This is a genomic window from Yersinia sp. KBS0713 (genome assembly GCF_005937895.2).
Taxonomy (GTDB): Bacteria; Pseudomonadota; Gammaproteobacteria; order Enterobacterales; family Enterobacteriaceae; genus Yersinia; species Yersinia bercovieri.
Window position 1 is genome coordinate 4,124,483 of record NZ_CP042173.1, and the last position, 22,505, is coordinate 4,146,987.

Sequence of the window (22,505 nt, forward strand, 5' to 3'; positions counted from 1 at the left end):
ACATTATAACTTCATCGCCATGGCGATTTGATTAATGATATTGGTGATATCTTTACTGAACTCCTTCGAACTTTGTCGACTTTCACTCAGACTGTTTTGTAATTCACTGATGCTTTTGGCATAAGATTGTGAGTTACTGTTTTGTAGATCACCGGTCATGCGGGATATTTCGGCATCACGAGCTAAATTGCCCTCTGTAATTTTACAGCCGCCAGCACTTATCCCCCCCAAACCAGAACCGATGTGGCTAGTCAATTCACCGCACTTAACACTCGCGGCTCCACCGCCAAAACTGAAAATACCAGAAACTATATTACCAGCCCCACTGAATGTAGATGCGGCACACGAATCATCAATGGCTTCGCGCTTCTGACTCATTGAATTCACTTGCAGATCCCAACCTAACTCTTGCTGTTTTTGGTTATAGGCATTCAGTAAATCCCGCATTTTTTTAAACAATTCGAACATTTTAAAAATAACATCAGATAAGGAGGTGAGAACATCATCAATATTGCTCTCACGAAAACTCTTCCCATCAACCGATGGCATATTTTGCTCAAGTGATTTTATTTCATGACTGACTGAAATCCCCATCACTACCTCCATTAGATCAATGAACTGGCAATTTTTGTTTGTAACATCCCGTTCTGATGAATGTTATCGTTTAACTGACTCACTGTTTCTTGTGCATCATGAGAAATATCTTTTAACTGTGTCGTTTGTCGCTGCTTATTTTTTTCTACCCAATCATCCATAAATTGGGTGAACTCCTGATTAAGCAGTAACCGTTCAATCTCTTTTTGCAGATCTGCTTTTTGAATAGACAACTGCCCACTATTTATTTGATTGACGCCTTGAGTACATTTTTGAAGAATCAGTAATGGTGAAGTCGTGACATCTTTTATTATTTGTTTGACCATTTCTTTCATAATAGCTTTGGTACATTGCTGTTCAAACTCTTCTGCCGTCAGTATGATACCCTTCTTGATCACCCGCTCCACCAATGCTTTGGTGGCATCCCCCACCAACTTTTCTACACCTGCGTGAGTAAATGATTTGGTGATATTGCGCACCAGAGTCATTTCCGTTTCGATAGCCTGTTTCGCCGCAGCTGAAGCCATGTCACCGGCCTCAGCCATCTCAACCCCCCCCGCCTGCATGGCCACTTCAGTGCTAACTTGCTTGCTGACATCCTTAGCAAACTGTTCGACCAACTGCTCAACCTCTTCGCCAACACCTCGCTTAATCGCATCGAGTAGCACTTCACTGCTACCCGCTTTCAGCACATCGCCAGTGCCTTTGGTGACTACGCGGGCTGCATTGATAGCGCGACCAGCTTGAAGCAGATCAATTGCCATCGCAAAACATTCACAACCTAGCTGTATTTTTCCTGCAACATCAATTACTTCCTGGCATTTCTCTTTCGATGCCCCTAATAGCATCGCTGTTTCCGCCGCCGCTTTGACCAAACCGGCGGTGCCCGCCGCCAGATAGGCAGCACCAGAGGCCAATGCCACCGGATTACCGGTTAACACCCCTTCGGCAACCTTAATTGCGCCATAAATCACCTCAACTGCGCCAACAATCCAATCGCATACTGCATTGAAAATTCCGGCTTTTTTGGCTTTATCGGCCTGTTCGACAGCTTTATCAATCTGTTGTTGATAGTCGGCAACACGTTTATCACGCAGAAAAGTTTGCACATCTGCGGCGTGTTCCATCTGTTTGCCAATTGATTTACACAAATCGGAAAAAACGCCCAGATTCAAATTGCCCGCCATCGCAACAATCAGCTGCATATCGGTGCTCGCGAGTCGATCGAGGTATAATCGGTTCTCCCCCTCTTTTTTTGTAGCGGATTGTGGCAAAGCAACTAGTAAACGATCCAATGCGGCCTGGGCTTTTTGTTGCGTCACTTTGGCTGAGGTTATATTCGTCTCCATTGATGGCGGCAGCCCCGCGATTGCTCGCCAATCGGGCATAGTAGCCGGTGATATAGGTGTAGTTTTCCCTGTTATTGCTATGGCCCCATCAACCGTCGGAGCTGTTTTTAATGAAATAGGGTTAGTCATGTCGCACCTCCAGTAATAAAGCGGCCAAGCCTCGTTCAGCTTGTTGCTTTATATGCGCCAACTTTGGGTTGGTATGGCACCAATTTAATGCTGCTCGGAAAGCTTTTTCAGCATAAGCGGCATTACCACAGGCTAAATAGCACTCTCCTGCCGAGCAAGATGGGCGTGGATTATCTATCTGTATCTGTCCTGCACGGCTGAAACAATAAATTGCCTGATAAAAATCAGCGGTTTGTTGATAGCACAAACCTAATGTCATCCAATAAGCGAAATTCCAATGGTCAAACCGGACCAGCAAATTTAATAATCGCTTGGCACTGTCGAACTCCCCTCCCTGACAAAGCTGTACGGTATATTCATAGAGCAGCGCCAGATCTTGTGGGTCCATATTAGCCAGCATATGCAGCGAACCTCCACGCCGCATAAAATTAAGCACTGCATCACTTGGTTGAATATTCATTTCACACCGTCCTTAAGACTATTATCCCTATAACGGCACTCCTAATTAGCAGAAACTGCGGGCAATAGTCATCAGTAAATCTTTTAAGCCTGCTTGCAATGTGCTGATGTTATTAGCGCAAACGTTATAACTCTGCATCAATTTCTGTAATTGCAACTGATCTTGAGTCATGGTGTCGGTCGCACTGGTCTTCTCGTTATCTAATGCCGCTTTCACTGCCGCTAATTGCCCTTTATCCAATGATGGGCCATTCTTATTTAAATAATCATCGATACTCACACCACCAATTTTGATGCCATTTTCTCGCATAAATTTAATAACTGAATCAGGTAGTGGCTCTCGGGTTTTATCATCACCTTTCGAGGCTTTAGCAATCACTTCATCGACCTGATTAGCATTATCTTGTACGTCACGGGCATATTTTGAGCGGGCCTGCATCCCTTTAAAATCAGTCGAGGCAAGGTTACGAAGTACATCAAGAAATGAGTAGAGGACGTTAAAAGCCAGACTAAAAATATCGTCAGAATCATCATTACTGGCATAAGGAGAGGAGCTTTTTATGACGTCATCACCAGATGACTTGGCCGCATGAGTTGAAAGATATTTTGGGATAGATACTTGATTGATAGTTGACATATATACTCTCCAATCTTCAAAAAATAAATAGCAGAGGAGGGGATTATTAACTACAGGTTTTCACTTGAGTTGATATTTTTAAGTTGTGTCTCCAGCTGCTTAAATTGTATTGCCATTTGTGAAATACAGCCCGCCATTTTTGTTTTTTCCTGCGCCAATCCATTCGGAAAGGCAGCATCTAGGCGGTATAATATTTCCCGTGCGCTAATATCATTATTAGCCCGCTCTTTTAATAGCTCAATTTGCTGTTGGTAGTCTTTGAGTTTACCAAAATCAGAATATAACTTATTATATCTTCCTTGAAGATCAATTAGCATATACTGAATAGGATCATTTTCATTCATAGAACACTCCTTTATATATACATTAAGCCATGTATTTATTCTGGACTATCCATTTCCGTCTGTCTTTTAGATTTACATTATTATTTTAAAAAACAATCATGGAAACAAAATTTAATTATCATAACGAATAGACAATGTATCAATGATGATTTCAGCACTATCCAGCGCCAATTTTACATTATTAAGATATTTATAGTTATCCGGTGTTTGCTGTAGAGATAATTGATAGTCAATAATAAACTTTTCTTTTCTCAATAATTCTTTCTTTTGCTGAATATTTTTGGAGTGAAACTTAATATCATCTTCCAACTCAGTAATATGTTGCATTCGCTTACTCCCCTATTCTTAAAAACCCATTGGTATGTGGATTAATTGGTTAGCTTTTAACAGTGATATACCCTGCTCGCCGATAAAAATCACTTTATAACCATTTGCCAGCATCGTTCCTTGTTGCAAACGCAAGCCATTCGCCAGTTGCACAAAACCTGAATGGCGGTTTCCGCCATAACTGACAATCCCGGCAGGGAGTAGCTGCTCAGTTTGATCTGAAATGGGGATATTCTGATATCTCACCGCAAGGTAATCCGGTTGCTGCTGGGCCAGGGTTTCCAGCATATTCATCAATTGCTGCTGTTGATCAGGTGACAATACACCACTGATGATCACCTCGTTATTACTTTGTCTCATGCTGAGATAACCTAACAGCCCCAGCTTCTTTAAGCGCTCAACTAATAGCGAAATTTGTCCATCGTGAGTATTAACAACTTTCCAGCGCTTTAATCCTGCGACACTAGCCAACGCTTTCTGGACATCTAGCCATTGCGCCCCCATTTCAATCGAGCCATGGAGAATAATATCCCCAGATTTTTCGCCTATTTTAACCTCAACATCTTGGTAGCCGTACTGATGCAATACATCGTTGATACTGGTGATTAAGTGGTCATCACAAACTAACTGATTCTGAAAAACAATATGATTTAACACCAAGAAGTTCTGCAAATTAATAATCGCGGAAGAGGATGTACAGTGACCACTCAGCATCACGCTACCATCTGAGAGCCAACTTCCTTTTACACCCTGTAAAGCCGGTTTTTTTAACTGTTCAGAGAGTTGGGTCGGCATATCTGGGGTAAAATAAGCTTGCAGTTCTTTAGGTTGCTGCATAACCCAAAAGATCAATATGAGTAGCAGTGACAATAGGATTAATGTCACTACCGATAACAACAGCAATAAGTGCGCTCCTGCCCGAGGAGTAATTTTAACGCCACTTAAAACGTCATTTTCCTCGCCGAGGACCAATATCAATCCGGAGGTTTCGATCGCCTGTTTTAGCGGGAGTGCTTGCTGCAAATTATGTCGGAAACCATTAACCCACACCTCGCCAGCGACCTGCATCATTATTTGGTGTTCGCTGATGACCAACGTCAATATTTCTCCCTGCGGTAGGGGCAATAGCACATCACAGCCCTGCTCACCCAGTGTAAATTCCCCCTCAGGGAGTCTCAGTTCACGCCCTTTAAGTTCACCACTTAATAGACGGAGTTTATAGCTTACGGTCATATAACTCCCCCGTATTAACTGGCACCGCTTTAATCAAAAATAACCTAACAACGCTGTGAGATTGCTTATCCGTACTGCGGAATAATCCGCCTAATAACGGGATATCACCCAATAAAGGGATCTTATTTTGCGATTCAATTTGCTTGTCTTGAATAAAGCCACCCAAGAGTAAACTTTGCCCGACACGTAACGTGGCCTGGGTCGAGATATCTGAGTTTTGTATTTCTGGTAACGGCTCGCTATTGCTGATCGGTGCCTGTTGTTGCCCATCCTGAATATTCAGATTGAGCAGCACCTCTTTTTCACCGTCCGCATCAATCATTCTCGGCGTGACCCGCAATAGTGATCCTGATGTAATTGATTCAAGTTTGGCGACTTTGTCACCTTGTAGCTTGGTATAAAAGGTGACATTTTTATCTAAAACCGCTTGAATATTATTCAGGGTCACCACCGAAGGCTGTGATAAAACTCTGGCACGGGAGTTTTTTTGTAAGGCATTCAGGCGCACCATAAAGTTACTAGTATCACCAATAACAGTAGAGAATCCATCAGCACTATTTTTGCCCGTGCCACTACTCCCCGATCCACTATTAAATGAAATTCCTGCCCCGCCAATAGACGTAGACGCTGACCAGTCAATACCCAGTTGGCTGATATCCCCGGCATCAACATCAATAATGGTCACCGAGATCTCTATTTGAATTGGGCGCTGATCCAACTGTGCAATTAAGCTGCGGTAGATCGGCATATTGACCTGACGATCTCGAACAATAATGGCATTTTGCCGAGGATCTGCTGAGAAGAGTGGGGGGCTGATCGGCGAATTTGTTTGTCCTTTTCCACCCACCAGCGGCAAATTATTGGCCATCGTCATTTCCCGTAACACACTGACCAAGCCCGGTAATTTAACTTGTTGATCACGATACTGATAACTTGAGTCCGCCGCAGAGGCATATTTTAGTTGGAAGACGGACACCGTTTCTTTATTTTCATTTTGACTGCGAATTTGTGCAGAAAGCATTTTACTCAATGTGGTCACGCGCTCAATACAGATAGGAACCCCCGTCACTTCAATGGCACCAAGGCGAGAAACCGCTTTGACAACACAATTTTTAGCCGCCGGAACACCACTACTTTGTAGATATTTTATCAGCGTGCTGGTCGATAACCCATCGGGCGATATAAATTCCCGTCGAATGGACTGGGCTTTGTAAAAATAGAGAATGTCTCCGTCGTAGTACCAGGTAATGTTATACAACCCGGCTAGCTCAGACAGTATCTCCGCTGGAGTTTTATCACGGATTTTCCCACTAAAGTGTTCACTTATTTCCGGGCTAACCACTACCGGAATACCATAATTTATCCCTAAATCTTTTAGTAGGTCAGAAACGGCAATACTCCGGCTATAAATAAAGAAAGACTCACCTTGCCAAGGGATCTCTTGCCCCTGGGCCAGTGACGCGAACAAAAGTAATATTGAACCTGCCACTCTTTTCATAAATTCACCCTCATATTTTTCTTATCGGTTTCAATGAAACATCTGTTTTGGGTGAGTTAACTTTGGTAACCAAAGAGTTAAGATGCTGAATAATTGAATGAATTTGTTCTAACTTTATCGATAGCGCCTGATGTTTCTCATCAAGGGTGCCGCGTTCATCGAACGTATATCGGCCCCATAGCCACCAATAACCATCACTAAGCTGCAAGGCAAAGTCTTGCAGCTCCTCAAGAGATACCAACATAAGGGTGATATATCGAATAGTCGCATCAGATATCATTTTTCTGTCTATAAAAAAAACACCAATACAAATTGAGTGCTTATAATCCATTGTCTTAAATGGAATGCCTCTTAAGGTAAAGTGAATAATATTAATATCTGATAAGTTGATATCATTAATTAAAGGCTGCACTTTAAAAATTTCCAGCATCGACAATAACTCCTGCATTACTACAGTTCTATTATCCGCTGTATATCACTATTCGCCACAAGGCGAAAACCTGAATTTCATTTTTATAATTAAATGAATCCATAACGAGGAATGATGAATTCAGTGTAATTCTTGATATCAAATTTTGACTGTGGCGTACTAAAAAAAACAGTTAGGTGACTTTATGGGCAATTCATCATCATGGACAATTCATCATCACTCGTCACTCGATTGACACTCATATTGGGCATCACATTAATGGCCATTTGGTTAATCTCGATTTCGGCTACGGCATTTTTTTCATATGAGGATACACGTCAACGACTGGTGAATGAATTAACACATATGGCGTCATTACGTGCAGATTTAAGCAATTACCAATTTGAAGGGGCTGAACGTGATGCCGCATCGTTAATCAACCACCAGATAAGCTATCAGTCGATCTGGCGGCTCCCGATTCCCCACTTAGAGAGTGATACAGATAACAGCGTCCCTTTTAGCTCAGGGAACTGTAGTGTTATCCAATCCAGGCATAATTACCCCATCACTCAAGCTTACGGCAATTCCGGTCAAACCTATTATCTCGACAGTTTTACCATTAATAGCAAAAATGGAATCACCCTATTCCGACCACAATCTGTATCCATTAATTATTTGAGTCAGCGACGGAAGGAGTTGCTTCTACTGCCAATATTCCCGAGTCACGACAATATTTTCTGGGGTATGCCGACTTATTCTGCGCAAAATGGCTGGCATGTTTCTGTGGCCGCATGTGATCAAAAAGGCTCATTAGCCGGTTTTTCATTAAAACTAAATGAATTATTCACTGATAATCAACCAATAGGACAACGGGACATTAATATATGGCTGGATAAAAATGGCGAGTTATTACCAATATCCCAACAGAATATACCGTTAAGTCAATTACATGACATTGTTCGCCAGCTAAAAAATATTCAGTTACATGATGGCTGGCAGCAGACGTCAGATTATTTAGTCTTGAGAACGCAGTTAAAAGGCCCAGGTTGGCAACAATTAGTGATATATCCCAGAGTCGGTTTTGCCTGGGAAGCGGCCAAGCCCGCCTTACATCAACTGCCCTTTGCCTTCGCTATTTTACTGTTACTCACGCTAGTGCTTTCATTATTGCTGCGTTATTACCTGGCAATTCCCCTCTGGAACTTCGTTAATATTATGGCGGCCACGGGCCCAAAAACTATGGAGCCGCGTTTGCCCGTTAAGCGCATGGATGAGTTAGGACAAATTGCCTGTGCTTACAATCACTTACTAGATGCACTGAATGAGCAATACGACACACTGGAAATGAAAGTCAAGAAACGCACCCTGGCGCTGGCAAAATCAAAGCAGGCTGCCGAGCAAGCTAACCGCCGCAAGCGCATGCATCTGACCACTATTAGTCATGAAATTCGCACCCCCCTAAATGGGGCTTTAGGCGCGGTTGAATTATTGCAAAATACGACTCTAACCACTGAACAATATCAGTTGGCGGAGACAGCTCGCCAGTGTTCACAATCGCTATTGGCAATAATCAATAATCTCTTGGATTTCTCTCGCATTGAGTCGGGCCAAATGACATTGTCTCAGGAGAAAACGGCGCTATTACCTCTATTAGATCAGGCCATGCTGGCGGTTCATAGCCAAGTATTGAGTCAATCAGTGATTCTCTCTACTTATGTCAGCTCAGACGTCCCTCTATCACTTGAATTAGACAGCCAACGATTAAAACAGATTCTGATTAATTTATTGGGCAATGCCATTAAATTTACTCAACAGGGTCATATTAGTCTTAATATCGAACGTCAAGACAAACATCTCTGTTTCACTGTTGAAGATACTGGCTGTGGCATTGATATACAGCATCAGCAGGCGATATTCAGCCCCTTTGTCCAAACGTGTGACCATCGGCATGGCACTGGTTTAGGGCTAACAATTGCAGATAATCTGGCAAGAATGATGGGGGGGGAAATTACGCTGTTCAGTCAATTAGGTCAGGGTAGCCGTTTCACATTAAGTTTGCCGTATCAGGGGATAACCCCAGCCAAGCCTTTTAAAGGCGAATTATTCGCACCACCGTCATTACACCCGCAATTATCTGCCTGGGGTATTACCTGCTTACCAGAAAATAATGAGTCTATACTCTCGCCGTCGGGGCCATTTACTGATAAAGAGCTGAACTATCTACCAGGCCGCTTATATACCAAAGTAGAAAAGTACCTGAGCGACCAGAATTCTCCCGAATTATCTGTGCATGAGATACAGCAAAAACTTCCACTGCAACCTTGGCATATGTCTATATTGCTGGTCGATGATGCAGAAACGAATCGTGATATTACCGGTATGATGCTGCGGCAGTTGGGGCACCAAGTCACATTGGCCGAGAGTGGTGAGGTGGCACTGCATCTTGGTCAAACTCAACGTTTTGATCTGGTATTAATGGATATTCGTATGCCGGGTATGGATGGACTGACAACCACCCGCTGTTGGCGTGAGGATATAATTAATCGTGATAATCGCTGCATGATAACGGCACTGAGTGCCAATACTAACCCTGACGAAAAAATAAAGGCCTATCAAGCGGGGATGAACCACTATCTCTCTAAACCGATCACTATTTGTCAATTGGCAGAAGTGCTCGATCTGGCAGCACAATTTCAACTTGAGCGCGATATCACTCTCTCCCCCCACATCTCAATCCCCAGACCGTTATTAAATGTGGATGATGACTTACTTCGTCTGAAATTATTTCAGTCGCTAAAAGTGCTGGTGCAGCAGGCAAGCGAATCTCTCACTCATATTCCCAGTTTATCGCACATCATCCACACGCTAAAAGGCTGCGCCGGTCAAGCGGGGCTTATTGAATTACAAAATGCAGCCATTCAACTGGAAATAGCCATTGAAGCCAAGGAGACCATTACACAGCAAGATCTCACTCGCCTGGACGAGATAATTCATTCGTTATTAGCTTAGGAGTTCCTACGACTCCATTTCAATCATCAGGTAAAAGGAAGGACTTTATGAAAACGAAATTACTGATCGTCGACGATCATGAACTGATTATTAATGGGATTAAAAATATGCTCGCGGCTTATCCGCGCTATCATATTGTCGGTCAGGCGGAAAATGGGCTAGACGTCTATAATTTATGTCGTCAGGCTGAGCCAGATATGGCAATTATTGATTTAGGTCTACCCGGTATGGATGGTCTTGATGTAATTATTCAGCTTCTTCGCCGCTGGCCAACCATGAAGATTTTGGCACTAACAGCACGTCATGAGGAGCATTACGCCAGCAGAACATTAAGCAGTGGAGCGCTAGGTTATGTTTTAAAGAAAAGCTCGCAGCAGATTCTAATGGCTGCGATTCAAACAGTGTCAGCGGGGAAGCGCTATATTGATCCTGCGCTAAATAGCGAGTTGGTGAGTAAACTGTCGCAAGATACCGAGAACAACCAACCCATTCTCACGCCACGAGAACGGCAAATTCTAAAACTAATTACCGAAGGTGCCTGTAATCGTATTATTGCGGACCGACTTTCGATCAGCCAAAAAACAGTTGAGACTCATCGGCTTAATATGATGAAAAAACTGGATGTGCACAAAGTAGCCGAGCTTATTCATTGGTCATATCGTTTAGGATTAAATGTATAATTACGGCAACTTAACGAGTGCAATATAGATGGCAAAAAACAATTACCCCCTATCAGCATTACTCTGATAGGGGGGTTCGTTGCCGAGCAGCATCGTGCGAAACTTAATGAATCAATGATTCGTTAACTGATGCACGCCTGATATTAACCTTGGCTAACAGGTGTCTGCTTCGGTGCAAATAGCGCTTTTTCATATGCCTTGGCTTTCTTATGGTCAAACTGGTGTTCCCACTTGGCAATAACCAGTACCGCTAACGCATTACCCACCACGTTCAGCGCCGTTCGAGCCATATCCAAAATACGGTCCACACCGGCAATAAAGGCCAAACCTTCCAATGGGATCCCCACGCTGCCTAATGTTGCCAGTAAGACAACAAAAGATACGCCAGGGACACCGGCAATGCCTTTTGACGTCACCATTAAGGTCAGTACCAAAATAATTTCTTGCCCGATGGAGAGTTCAATACCATATAACTGGGCAATAAAGATGGCGGCAATACTTTGGTATAGCGTAGAACCATCGAGGTTAAATGAATAACCTGTCGGCACCACAAAACTGGTGATGGATTTAGGTGCGCCATAGGCTTCCATTTTCTCAATAATTCGCGGCAACACGGTTTCAGAGCTGGCGGTAGAATAGGCTAGAATCAGCTCATCTTTAAGAATGCGAATTAAGGTCCAAATACGCAATTTACACAATCTTGCCACGGTGCCCAGTACCACTAAAGCAAAGAAGAGAATGGCGGCGTAAACCAGAATAACCAACTTGGCAAGAGGAATGAGTGAGGCAAAACCAAAATTGGCTACAGTCACCGAGATCAAGCCAAATACCCCGATAGGCGCATAGCGCATTATCATGTGTGTGACTTTGAACATGCTTTCTGAAACAGCTTTAAAAACATTCAACAGTGGTTCTTTGGTCTCTTTTGGTAATGAAGATAGCCCTAAACCAAACAATACTGAGAAGAAAATAATCGGCAACATATCGCCTTTCGCCATGGAAGCAAAGACGTTCGCTGGGATCAGCGACAAAATAGTGCTCACCAGACTGTGACTACCACTTTGTACTTGTTCCGTGGTTTTTTCGTACTGAGAGATATCCACTACTGTCAGTGCCGACATATCAATGCCATGCCCCGGCTGGAACACATTCGCTAAGGTGATCCCGACAATAATAGCGACAGTCGTAATAACTTCAAAATAGATGATGGTTTTCAGGCCAATGCGCCCGAGTTTCTTTGCATCACCCACACCGGCAATCCCTACGATCAGGGTTGAAATAACAATGGGGACAACAATCATTTTAATTAAGCGGATAAATATATCGCCCGCCGGACTTAAAACGTTACTAACTAACCACTCTCTGGATTCAATTTGATTATGTAGAATCGCACCAACCAAAATACCTAATACCAACGCAATGAGTATTTGCCAGGCCAGACCTATTTTTACACTTTTCATACCCTAAAAATCCCTCAAAGCATGCCATGAAATGCAAGTTACCAAGCATTTCAAATGGAATACTTAATCATTAAATACGGGGCTATAGTTGATGGAGCTTATGGTACGACCTCCCGCCAGCCGTCCACGTTATAAATCAGTATCATTTTTGGGCACGCTTCTGCAAGCCTTGTTTACACCAAGCCGACATCGCGTCGAGATATAATATCAGCACAAAAAACGGCAAAAATGCAGTAAATAATTGTTATTAAAAAAGTAAAATAGCTTGATAGCAAATAATAGCTTGGTGCATCAGTATAAAAAACAAACTAAATTAAATAACAAGAAAAATCCTATTCATGTTCTATTTTTTGATGCATTGTGTTTCTTTCATGTTAAATTCAACTACCACAAGTTTCCGCTCATTTTAGATATTCTACAACTAGATCCCAGTTTTTTTTCAAAGCATAGACTGAAATTGATCTAAAATAGGAAAATATAAAAATGCATACCTATGCTATTCACTTATTTATTTTAATGCCTATATCTCTCTCTGGAATATATATCTCACTTTAATTACCATCCGATATTAAAATAGTATGATACTGCTATTGTAAATTTAATTTCTGTTTTTTGGTTAACCAGTTGCATTGAATTGCATTAATCACACTACGTTAGTGCTCGAGATGATACATGCGCTTAAATATCTCCCTTTCACAGCAAAAATGAGCTGATTAGCACATTTCTTTCCTTTATTGCATGGCCTCAAATTCCTTCTCCTATCATTAAGATATCGATTCACCACGCAGCACGTTAAGTAAGTCTCTAAATCAACATCCTTTATGCGTGATCTGTCGCCCAAAAAAGAAACAAAACGTTCCTTCGCACTATAATTAACCTTTGATTGACATATTATTAACAATCTCAAGGAGAACTATTATGAGCCAAATACATAAACACCCTATTCCAACTGCAATTGCAGCGCATGCCCTGATAAGCCCAGAACAATATCATCAATACTATCAACAATCAGTGCAGAACCCGGATCAATTCTGGGGTGAACATGGCAAGATTATTGATTGGATTAAGCCGTATACCACAGTAAAAAATACCTCCTTTGATCCCGGCCATGTGAGCATCCGCTGGTTCGAAGATGGTACGCTGAATCTTGCCGCCAACTGCCTTGACCGCCATTTAGCTGAACGTGGCGATCAAACCGCGATTATCTGGGAGGGTGATGACCCTAACCAGTCAAAAACCGTCACCTATAAGCAACTTCATCATGATGTCTGCCAGTTTGCCAATGTGCTGAAAAAACTGGGTATCAAAAAAGGTGATGTGGTTGCTATCTATATGCCTATGGTGCCAGAAGCCGCTGTTGCCATGCTGGCTTGCGCACGTATTGGTGCGGTTCACTCTGTTATTTTTGGTGGATTCTCACCAGATGCTGTTGCAGGCCGCATCATCGACTCTAACTCAAAATTGGTGATTACTGCCGACGAGGGCATCCGTGCTGGTCGCGCAATTCCACTGAAAAAAAATGTCGATGAGGCGCTGAAAAACCCAGCTATCACCAGTATCAAAAATGTGGTCGTATTCCAGCGCACCGGTAATGCCAGCTATTGGCAAGATGGGCGCGACTTGTGGTGGCATGACCTGATTAAAGAGGCCTCCGCCGACTGCCCAGCAGAGGAGATGAATGCGGAAGACCCGCTGTTTATCCTTTATACCTCCGGCTCCACGGGCAAACCGAAAGGGGTGTTACATACCACTGGCGGCTATCTGGTCTATGCCGCGCTGACCTTTAAGTATGTTTTCGATTACCACCCCGGCGATATCTACTGGTGTACCGCCGACGTCGGCTGGGTTACCGGCCACAGTTATCTGCTCTACGGCCCACTGGCTTGCGGTGCAATTACACTGATGTTTGAAGGTGTGCCGAACTATCCGGGCGTCAATCGCTTGGGTCAGGTTATCGATAAACATCAGGTTAATATTCTGTATACCGCCCCAACCGCGATCCGCGCCCTAATGGCCGAGGGTGATAAGGCCATCGAAGGAACCAAGCGCGATTCATTGCGCATCATGGGTTCGGTAGGTGAACCCATCAACCCAGAAGCTTGGGAGTGGTACTACAACAAGATCGGCAATAGCAAATGTCCGATTGTCGACACCTGGTGGCAAACGGAAACCGGCGGCTTCATGATAACCCCGCTACCGGGAGCGACTGAGTTGAAAGCCGGTTCTGCGACTCGCCCATTCTTTGGCGTACAACCCGCGATTGTCGACAATCTGGGCAATCCGCTGGAGGGGTCGGCAGAAGGTAATCTGGTCATTACTGACTCTTGGCCGGGTCAGGCCAGAACACTGTTTGGCGATCATGATCGTTTCGAACAAACCTACTTCTCCACCTTTAAAGGCATGTATTTCAGTGGTGATGGCGCCCGCCGTGACGAAGATGGCTACTACTGGATAACCGGCCGAGTCGATGATGTGTTGAACGTTTCAGGCCACCGCTTAGGTACTGCCGAGATTGAATCAGCCTTAGTCGCTCACCCCAAAATTGCCGAAGCAGCGGTTGTTGGGGTTCCGCACAGCATTAAAGGGCAGGCTATCTACGCCTACATCACATTGAATCATGGTGAAGAGCCAACACCAGAGCTCTATACCGAGGTTCGTAACTGGGTGCGCAAAGAGATTGGCCCGATCGCCACACCAGATATTCTGCACTGGACCGATTCGCTGCCAAAAACCCGCTCAGGCAAAATTATGCGTCGAATTCTGCGTAAAATTGCGGCGGGGGATACCAGCAACTTAGGGGATACCTCTACGCTGGCCGATCCGGGTGTTGTGGACAAATTACTGGAAGAAAAACAATCAATGCAAACACCGTCGTAAATTGTGCCGCCTGCGGGCGGCAACCTTAATTAATGCCTCAAAGGAGAAACTCTGATGAATGACAGCATTTATCAAGAGATTGAAAATAACCCGCGTTTCAAAGAGTTGGTGCAAAAGCGTGGTCGCTTTGCCTGGCTACTGTCGCTGATTACTTTGGCGCTGTATGTCGGCTTCATTTTCCTTATTGCTTTCGAACCACAATGGCTCGGCACCCCGCTCTACGACGGTTCCAGCATTACTCGCGGTATTCCCGTTGGTGTGGGGCTGATTGTTATTTCTTTTGTTCTTACCGGTATTTACGTAATTCGTGCTAATGGCGAGTTTGACCGTCTGACGGCAGAAATTCTTCGCGAGGTGAAGCAATGAAGATCCGCCATTGGTCTGCACTTTCCTTACTGGCTCTGCCTGCGCTGTCACAGGCAGATGCAATAACTGGCGAAGTTCATCGCCAACCGCTAAACATCCAGGCGATCGTGATGTTCCTTCTGTTTGTCGGCGCAACACTGTATATCACCTACTGGGCGTCAAAACGGACTCGCTCCCGACAGGATTATTACACCGCAGGCGGGCGGATTACCGGCTTCCAAAATGGCCTGGCGATCGCCGGTGATTTTATGTCGGCAGCATCCTTCCTCGGCATTTCTGCACTGGTTTATACCTCCGGCTACGATGGCTTAATTTACTCCATCGGGTTCTTAATCGGCTGGCCGATCATTCTGTTTTTAATCGCGGAACGTCTGCGTAATCTGGGGCGCTATACCTTTGCCGATGTGGCTTCCTATCGATTGAAGCAAAAGCCCATTCGAACCTTATCCGCCTGTGGTTCATTAGTGGTCGTTGCCCTGTATCTGATAGCCCAAATGGTGGGTGCAGGTAAATTGATCCAGCTGTTATTTGGCTTGAACTACTACGTCGCTGTGGTGCTGGTCGGTATCTTGATGGTGCTGTATGTACTGTTTGGTGGCATGTTGGCAACCACATGGGTGCAGATTATTAAGGCGGTCATGTTGCTGGCCGGTGCATCATTTATGGCCCTAATGGTCATGAAATCCGTTAATTTTAACTTCAATACGCTATTTAGCGAGGCTGTCAAAGTTCACCCTAAAGGCCTGGCAATCATGAGCCCAGGCGGGTTGGTCTCTGACCCCATATCAGCACTATCTCTTGGTCTGGCATTGATGTTTGGTACTGCGGGTTTACCCCACATTCTGATGCGCTTCTTTACGGTAAGTGATGCGAAAGAGGCACGTAAAAGTGTGTTCTACGCCACTGGTTTTATCGGCTACTTCTACATCTTGACCTTCATTATTGGGTTTGGCGCGATTCTATTAGTTGGCCCGAATCCCGCATTTAAAGATGCAGCAGGCGCACTGCTGGGTGGTAACAATATGGCGGCAGTCCATCTGGCTGATGCCGTTGGTGGTAGCTTCTTCTTAGGATTTATCTCAGCGGTTGCCTTTGCAACCATTCTCGCCGTCGTCGCCGGCCTGACATTAGCGGGTGCATCGGCGGTCTCCCATGACCTTTACGCTAGTGTGATTAAGAATGGTAAAGCGAATGAGCGCGATGAGCTGAAAGTCTCAAAAATTACGGTCGTGGTGTTAGGATTCGTGGCTATTGGTTTGGGGATTCTGTTTGAAAAACAGAACATTGCCTTCATGGTAGGTTTGGCATTCTCCATTGCAGCCAGCTGTAACTTCCCCATTATCTTCATCTCGATGTATTGGGAAAAACTGACCACCCGTGGTGCGATGATTGGCGGCTGGTTGGGGTTATTGACGGCGGTTATTCTGATGATTTTAGGCCCCACCATCTGGGTAACGATTCTGGGACATGCAAAACCAATCTATCCGTATGAATACCCTGCACTGTTCTCAATGATAGTGGCGTTCGTCGGCATCTGGTTCTTCTCCATCACCGATACTTCAGAAGCAGGTCAGCAAGAGCGCCTGCGCTTCAAAGCTCAGTTTGTCCGCTCACAAACGGGCTTGGGCGCATCACAAAGTAGCTCTCACTGATAAAGTTTTATCGCGACAAGGCCCCTCGGGGCCTAAGGTTATTGACAAAGTGCCGGTTGTGGAGAGAACAGCTAGATCGTAAAGACGCCGTAAATCCTTCCCTGGAGGCTCGAGCCGCTCCATCCCTGGCGCGGACGCTTTACTCTTCTACCCGCCCTCTCCGTTCCAGATCGCGTCATCGGGGGTTTGTCAGCACTCTGGGCCCCTCGGGGCCTTTTTTTATGGTTTTAACCAACGATCTAACCACGGAAAAACCACGTCTTGCTGCTCTTGATAAAATACATGTCCGAGATCCGGCCAACTGCGAGTGACCAGCCGCGACTCCGCATTTTGCGAACGCCAGATGGCATGCACTTTGCTGTAGGCCTGCTCGACTGCCGCTGACGGGAATAATTTATCTTTGCCACCATTAAAAAGTAGCATCGGCTTTGGCGCAGCTAAACTTGCAATATCAGGGAAATCCAACTTATTGGCGATACCGGGATGAAGCATGTAGAAAGCTGACTGCCCGCGCAGCACATTATTGCTCGGCGTCATCAGACCTTGATAGTTGCCAAACCAGGATACAGCTGCGGTTGCGGCCACCTTATCTGACAGTGCCGCCAGTTGCCATGCACGGTATGCTCCCATAGAAAAACCGAGCGCCCCAATACGTTGGCGATCAACTGACGGGAGTGTCGCCAGAAAATCAACAGTCCGCATATCTTCATAAGCCATATTGCCAGCTAATGAGCGGCCGAGATTAAAGAAATTGCTGGCTAAAGCCTGCTGCTGCTCATAGCTCATAGGGCCTCTATCACCCCAGCCAATAGCATCAATAGAGAGCACCACATAGCCACGTTTTGCCAACTCATCGCCGATAAACTTGCCGCTAAAGAATTTATCTGACCACGCCTGCGCCGAGGCCAGTTGTGCGCTATCCCCCCAAGGGCGGATCATTTTCTCTTTACCAATATCAAACTTAGAGCCGTGATCATGCAAAAGAACAATCGCCGGATGAGGGCCTTGCCGTTTAGGGGTTAATAGCAATCCCTGCACACGACTTTCGTCAGTGATATTAAATACTATTTTTTCAGCGACATAACTCCCACGATCTTGCTGATCTATCCTCTCTGCGGCGAACGCAATTGTTGAGTCAGGGGTAAGCAATGCTTGCCGGAAGATTTTTCGCGTATCACTTTTCCATAGCGCGAAATCTGTATATTTCCCAGCAAGCCATGAGCTTTGGTATGTCATCTGTTTTTTTAACTGCGGGTAAAAGACCGGAAGATTATTTTCGGTAATGGCTTCTTTTTGATGTGTCACTGAACTTGCCTGCACAGCTGTAACAGCAAGCATCGCAGATAGTGCGAGAGTGCGTACGAAGAGACCTGCATTCATTCAAACCTCACAATCAAAACATCATTCCAATTTAAGATTGAATGATTTTAAAGAAATAAAGGCTATTTTCTGTGGCGGGAACGATAGAAATGGGAGAAAACTAAAAAAGATTAATTCGGGGTAGATAATATTCGTCTCAACTTTAGGATCAGCCTCACCCCTCCGCGGCCAGCACAGGCGCTGTTCAAACTGCATTCGCAATTTGCTCAAGTCGCACTCAGTTAAAAACCATAAGCAAAAAAAGCCACTCATCAGTGGCAGGAGGTTATTGACAAAGTCGCCTGAGCGGAGAGAACGGTCAGATCGTAAAGACGCCGTAAAAACATCCCTGATGGCGCGGACGCTTTACTCTTCTGCCCATCCCCACTGTTATCGATCGAGTCATCGAGGTTTGTCAGCAGTCTGGCAGGTTTTTGTCTTTTTACACATAGCAAAAACCCCACGCTTTTGGCATGGGGTTTCGGCTTGATTTGATGCCTGGCAGTGTCCTACTCTCGCATGGGGAGACCCCACACTACCATCGGCGCTACGGCGTTTCACTTCTGAGTTCGGCATGGGATCAGGTGGGACCACCGCGCTATGGCCGCCAGGCAAATTCTGTTTTAACTCACCCGCTTCACAATAATATATCGTGCAGCCAGTCAGTCCAATCTCGGAACTTCGCTGAAAATCTCTCTCTCAAACCACCAAAACACCTTTGGTGTTGTAAGGTTAAGCCTCACGGATCATTAGTACTGGTTAGCTCAATGCATCGCTGCACTTACACACCCAGCCTATCAACGTCATAGTCTTTAACGTTCCTTCAGGGGGCTTAAAGCCCCAGGGAAGACTCATCTCGAGGCAAGTTTCCCGCTTAGATGCTTTCAGCGGTTATCTCTTCCGAATTTAGCTACCGGGCAATGCCATTGGCATGACAACCCGAACACCAGTGATTCGTCCACTCCGGTCCTCTCGTACTAGGAGCAGCCCCTCTCAATCTTCCAACGCCCACGGCAGATAGGGACCGAACTGTCTCACGACGTTCTAAACCCAGCTCGCGTACCACTTTAAATGGCGAACAGCCATACCCTTGGGACCTACTTCAGCCCCAGGATGTGATGAGCCGACATCGAGGTGCCAAACACCGCCGTCGATATGAACTCTTGGGCGGTATCAGCCTGTTATCCCCGGAGTACCTTTTATCCGTTGAGCGATGGCCCTTCCATTCAGAACCACCGGATCACTAAGACCTACTTTCGTACCTGCTCGAGCCGTCACTCTCGCAGTCAAGCTAGCTTATGCCTTTGCACTAACCTCACGATGTCCGACCGTGATTAGCTAACCTTCGTGCTCCTCCGTTACTCTTTGGGAGGAGACCGCCCCAGTCAAACTACCCACCAGACACTGTCCTCACCCCAGATTATGGGGCCGAGTTAGAACATCAAACATTAAAGGGTGGTATTTCAAGGTTGGCTCCATGCAGACTGGCGTCCACACTTCAATGCCTCCCACCTATCCTACACATCAAGGCTCAATGTTCAGTGTCAAGCTATAGTAAAGGTTCACGGGGTCTTTCCGTCTTGCCGCGGGTACACTGCATCTTCACAGCGAGTTCAATTTCACTGAGTCTCGGGTGGAGACAGCCTGGCCATCATTACGCCATTCGTGCAGGTCGGAACTTACCCGACAAGGAATTTCGCTACCTTAGGACCGTTATAGTTACGGCCGCCGTTTACTGGGGCTTCGATCAAGAGCTTCGCCTTGCGGCTGACCCCATCAATTAACCTTCCAGCACCGGGCAGGCGTCACACCGTATACGTCCACTTTCGTGTTTGCACAGTGCTGTGTTTTTATTAAACAGTTGCAGCCAGCTGGTATCTGCGACTGGCTTCAGCTCCGAGAGCAAGTCTCTTCACCTAGCGCCAGCGTGCCTTCTCCCGAAGTTACGGCACCATTTTGCCTAGTTCCTTCACCCGAGTTCTCTCAAGCGCCTGAGTATTCTCTACCTGACCACCTGTGTCGGTTTGGGGTACGATTTAATGTTACCTGATGCTTAGAGGCTTTTCCTGGAAGCTTGGCATCAACTACTTCACCACCGTAGTGGCTCGTCATCACACCTCAGCGTTGATAAGCAACCGGATTTACCTGGTCACTCCGCCTACATGCTTAAACCGGGACAACCGTCGCCCGGCTAGCCTAGCCTTCTCCGTCCCCCCTTCGCAGTAACACCAAGTACAGGAATATTAACCTGTTTCCCATCGACTACGCTTTTCAGCCTCGCCTTAGGGGTCGACTCACCCTGCCCCGATTAACGTTGGACAGGAACCCTTGGTCTTCCGGCGTGCGGGTTTTTCACCCGCATTATCGTTACTTATGTCAGCATTCGCACTTCTGATACCTCCAGCAACCCTCACAGGTCACCTTCAACGGCTTACAGAACGCTCCCCTACCCAACAACACCTAAGTGTCGCTGCCGCAGCTTCGGTGCATGGTTTAGCCCCGTTACATCTTCCGCGCAGGCCGACTCGACCAGTGAGCTATTACGCTTTCTTTAAATGATGGCTGCTTCTAAGCCAACATCCTGGCTGTCTGTGCCTTCCCACATCGTTTCCCACTTAACCATGACTTTGGGACCTTAGCTGGCGGTCTGGGTTGTTTCCCTCTTCACGACGGACGTTAGCACCCGCCGTGTGTCTCCCGTGATAACATTCTTCGGTATTCGGAGTTTGCATCGGTTTGGTAAGTCGGGATGACCCCCTAGCCGAAACAGTGCTCTACCCCCGAAGATGAGTTCACGAGGCGCTACCTAAATAGCTTTCGGGGAGAACCAGCTATCTCCCGGTTTGATTGGCCTTTCACCCCCAGCCACAAGTCATCCGCTAATTTTTCAACATTAGTCGGTTCGGTCCTCCAGTTAGTGTTACCCAACCTTCAACCTGCCCATGGCTAGATCACCGGGTTTCGGGTCTATACCTTGCAACTAGACGCCCAGTTAAGACTCGGTTTCCCTACGGCTCCCCTATTCGGTTAACCTTGCTACAAAATATAAGTCGCTGACCCATTATACAAAAGGTACGCAGTCACACCACGAAGGTGCTCCCACTGCTTGTACGTACACGGTTTCAGGTTCTATTTCACTCCCCTCGCCGGGGTTCTTTTCGCCTTTCCCTCACGGTACTGGTTCACTATCGGTCAGTCAGGAGTATTTAGCCTTGGAGGATGGTCCCCCCATATTCAGACAGGATGTCACGTGTCCCGCCCTACTCATCGAGTTCACAGAATATGCATTTTTGTGTACGGGACTATCACCCTGTACCGTGCGACTTTCCAGACGCTTCCACTAACACATAAACTGATTCAGACTCTGGGCTCTTCCCCGTTCGCTCGCCGCTACTGGGGGAATCTCGGTTGATTTCTTTTCCTCGGGGTACTTAGATGTTTCAGTTCCCCCGGTTCGCCTTGCATGGCTATGTATTCACCATGCAATAGTGCAACGAATTGCACTGGGTTTCCCCATTCGGGTATCGTCGGTTGTAACGCTTCATATCAGCTTACCGACGCTTTTCGCAGATTAGCACGCCCTTCATCGCCTCTGACTGCCTAGGCATCCACCGTGTACGCTTAGTCGCTTAACCTCACAACCCGAAGGTGTCTTTGCAGACCCTTTGCGTTGCGATTATTTGAGAGACTCTAATACAGGCTACTCTTTATCTCAGTCACTCTACGGAGAGATAAGTTTCAGCTGTATTGTTTCAATTTTCAGCTTGTTCCAGATTGTTAAAGAGCAATATTTCACAACACACTGTGTCTTGCGACCGCAGTACGTTTTGAAATAGTTTTTTATATGGTGGAGCTAAGCGGGATCGAACCGCTGACCTCCTGCGTGCAAGGCAGGCGCTCTCCCAGCTGAGCTATAGCCCCATATAAAAAGCAAATCACCTTATTGCTGCAACTCAACAGGGAATGGTGAGTTGGTGGGTCTGAGTGGACTTGAACCACCGACCTCACCCTTATCAGGGGTGCGCTCTAACCACCTGAGCTACAGACCCAACAAGGTACTAAAGCCCGGCTAATCTCTCAGCCCGGCCTTATTTGCTCGTTACTTTCTATCAGACAATCTGTG

At 45.8% G+C, this 22,505-nt stretch carries 16 protein-coding genes, 2 tRNA genes and 2 rRNA genes; 5 read left to right on the forward strand and 15 right to left on the reverse strand.

Annotation, left to right across the window (positions count from 1 at the left end; genetic code table 11):
* Positions 1-3: 3 nt before the first annotated feature.
* The 9 genes from FFE93_RS19560 to FFE93_RS21610 form a co-directional block, all read right to left on the reverse strand.
* On the reverse strand, positions 4-594 hold the full coding sequence (locus FFE93_RS19560) for a hypothetical protein (protein WP_032898686.1): 591 nt from the start codon (positions 592-594) through the stop codon (positions 4-6).
* Positions 595-605: 11 nt separating this feature from the next.
* Positions 606-2,072 (reverse strand): type III secretion system translocon subunit SctE, encoded by a 1,467-nt coding sequence (gene sctE, locus FFE93_RS19565; protein WP_032898687.1) that lies wholly within the window; start codon positions 2,070-2,072, stop codon positions 606-608.
* Positions 2,065-2,532 carry a SycD/LcrH family type III secretion system chaperone gene (locus FFE93_RS19570; protein ID WP_005278159.1) on the reverse strand — a complete coding sequence of 156 codons (468 nt, stop codon included), beginning with the start codon at positions 2,530-2,532 and terminating at the stop codon, positions 2,065-2,067. Before FFE93_RS19570 ends, sctE begins: the two co-directional genes overlap by 8 nt.
* Before the next feature lie 45 nt (positions 2,533-2,577).
* Positions 2,578-3,168 carry a chemotaxis protein gene (locus tag FFE93_RS19575; RefSeq protein WP_049602907.1) on the reverse strand — a complete coding sequence of 197 codons (591 nt, stop codon included), beginning with the start codon at positions 3,166-3,168 and terminating at the stop codon, positions 2,578-2,580.
* 50 nt (positions 3,169-3,218) lie between these two features.
* A complete protein-coding gene (locus FFE93_RS19580; protein WP_005278163.1) occupies positions 3,219-3,512 on the reverse strand; it encodes a hypothetical protein in 294 nt (97 codons plus the stop codon).
* A 111-nt stretch (positions 3,513-3,623) separates the two neighbouring features.
* On the reverse strand, positions 3,624-3,839 hold the full coding sequence (locus tag FFE93_RS19585) for an EscE/YscE/SsaE family type III secretion system needle protein co-chaperone (protein ID WP_049602906.1): 216 nt from the start codon (positions 3,837-3,839) through the stop codon (positions 3,624-3,626).
* 18 nt (positions 3,840-3,857) lie between these two features.
* A complete protein-coding gene (gene sctD / locus FFE93_RS19590; RefSeq protein ID WP_049602905.1) occupies positions 3,858-5,072 on the reverse strand; it encodes a type III secretion system inner membrane ring subunit SctD in 1,215 nt (404 codons plus the stop codon).
* On the reverse strand, positions 5,056-6,570 hold the full coding sequence (locus FFE93_RS19595) for an EscC/YscC/HrcC family type III secretion system outer membrane ring protein (protein WP_049602904.1): 1,515 nt from the start codon (positions 6,568-6,570) through the stop codon (positions 5,056-5,058). The genes sctD and FFE93_RS19595 overlap by 17 nt, the downstream gene beginning before the upstream one ends.
* Positions 6,571-6,580: 10 nt before the next feature.
* Positions 6,581-7,000 (reverse strand): hypothetical protein, encoded by a 420-nt coding sequence (locus FFE93_RS21610; RefSeq protein WP_049602903.1) that lies wholly within the window; start codon positions 6,998-7,000, stop codon positions 6,581-6,583.
* 201 nt (positions 7,001-7,201) lie between these two features.
* Between FFE93_RS21610 and FFE93_RS19605 the strand changes: the two genes are divergently transcribed.
* Entirely contained in the window at positions 7,202-9,988 is a 2,787-nt protein-coding gene (locus FFE93_RS19605; RefSeq protein ID WP_049602902.1) for a two component system sensor kinase, read from the forward strand.
* 47 nt (positions 9,989-10,035) lie between these two features.
* The gene (locus FFE93_RS19610) at positions 10,036-10,668 is read left to right on the forward strand and encodes a two component system response regulator (RefSeq protein ID WP_005278190.1); all 633 of its coding nucleotides are present in this window, start codon (positions 10,036-10,038) and stop codon (positions 10,666-10,668) included.
* Between the two features lie 143 nt (positions 10,669-10,811).
* Here FFE93_RS19610 and gltP read toward each other — a convergent pair whose 3' ends face one another.
* A complete protein-coding gene (gene gltP / locus FFE93_RS19615) occupies positions 10,812-12,128 on the reverse strand; it encodes a glutamate/aspartate:proton symporter GltP (protein WP_004874053.1) in 1,317 nt (438 codons plus the stop codon).
* Positions 12,129-13,046: 918 nt separating this feature from the next.
* Here gltP and acs point away from each other — a divergent pair.
* From acs to actP, 3 genes are read left to right on the forward strand one after another with little or no spacing between them, the layout of a single operon-like run.
* The gene (gene acs / locus FFE93_RS19620; protein WP_049602900.1) at positions 13,047-15,005 is read left to right on the forward strand and encodes an acetate--CoA ligase; all 1,959 of its coding nucleotides are present in this window, start codon (positions 13,047-13,049) and stop codon (positions 15,003-15,005) included.
* A 54-nt stretch (positions 15,006-15,059) separates the two neighbouring features.
* The gene (locus FFE93_RS19625; RefSeq protein ID WP_049602899.1) at positions 15,060-15,371 is read left to right on the forward strand and encodes a DUF485 domain-containing protein; all 312 of its coding nucleotides are present in this window, start codon (positions 15,060-15,062) and stop codon (positions 15,369-15,371) included.
* Positions 15,368-17,023 carry a cation/acetate symporter ActP gene (actP, locus tag FFE93_RS19630; protein ID WP_032898690.1) on the forward strand — a complete coding sequence of 552 codons (1,656 nt, stop codon included), beginning with the start codon at positions 15,368-15,370 and terminating at the stop codon, positions 17,021-17,023. The genes FFE93_RS19625 and actP overlap by 4 nt, the downstream gene beginning before the upstream one ends.
* Positions 17,024-17,242: 219 nt before the next feature.
* Here the strand turns inward: actP and FFE93_RS19635 are convergent, their stop codons facing one another.
* The 5 genes from FFE93_RS19635 to FFE93_RS19655 form a co-directional block, all read right to left on the reverse strand.
* Positions 17,243-18,259, reverse strand: a complete 1,017-nt coding sequence (locus FFE93_RS19635) for a dienelactone hydrolase family protein (protein WP_172678492.1) — start codon at positions 18,257-18,259, stop codon at positions 17,243-17,245.
* Positions 18,260-18,878: 619 nt separating this feature from the next.
* Positions 18,879-18,994, reverse strand: a 5S ribosomal RNA gene (gene rrf, locus FFE93_RS19640).
* A 116-nt stretch (positions 18,995-19,110) separates the two neighbouring features.
* Positions 19,111-22,017 (reverse strand): 23S ribosomal RNA (locus FFE93_RS19645).
* Between the two features lie 210 nt (positions 22,018-22,227).
* A tRNA-Ala gene (locus FFE93_RS19650) sits at positions 22,228-22,303 on the reverse strand.
* Positions 22,304-22,354: 51 nt separating this feature from the next.
* Positions 22,355-22,431, reverse strand: a tRNA-Ile gene (locus FFE93_RS19655).
* Between the last annotated feature and the right edge of the window lie 74 nt (positions 22,432-22,505).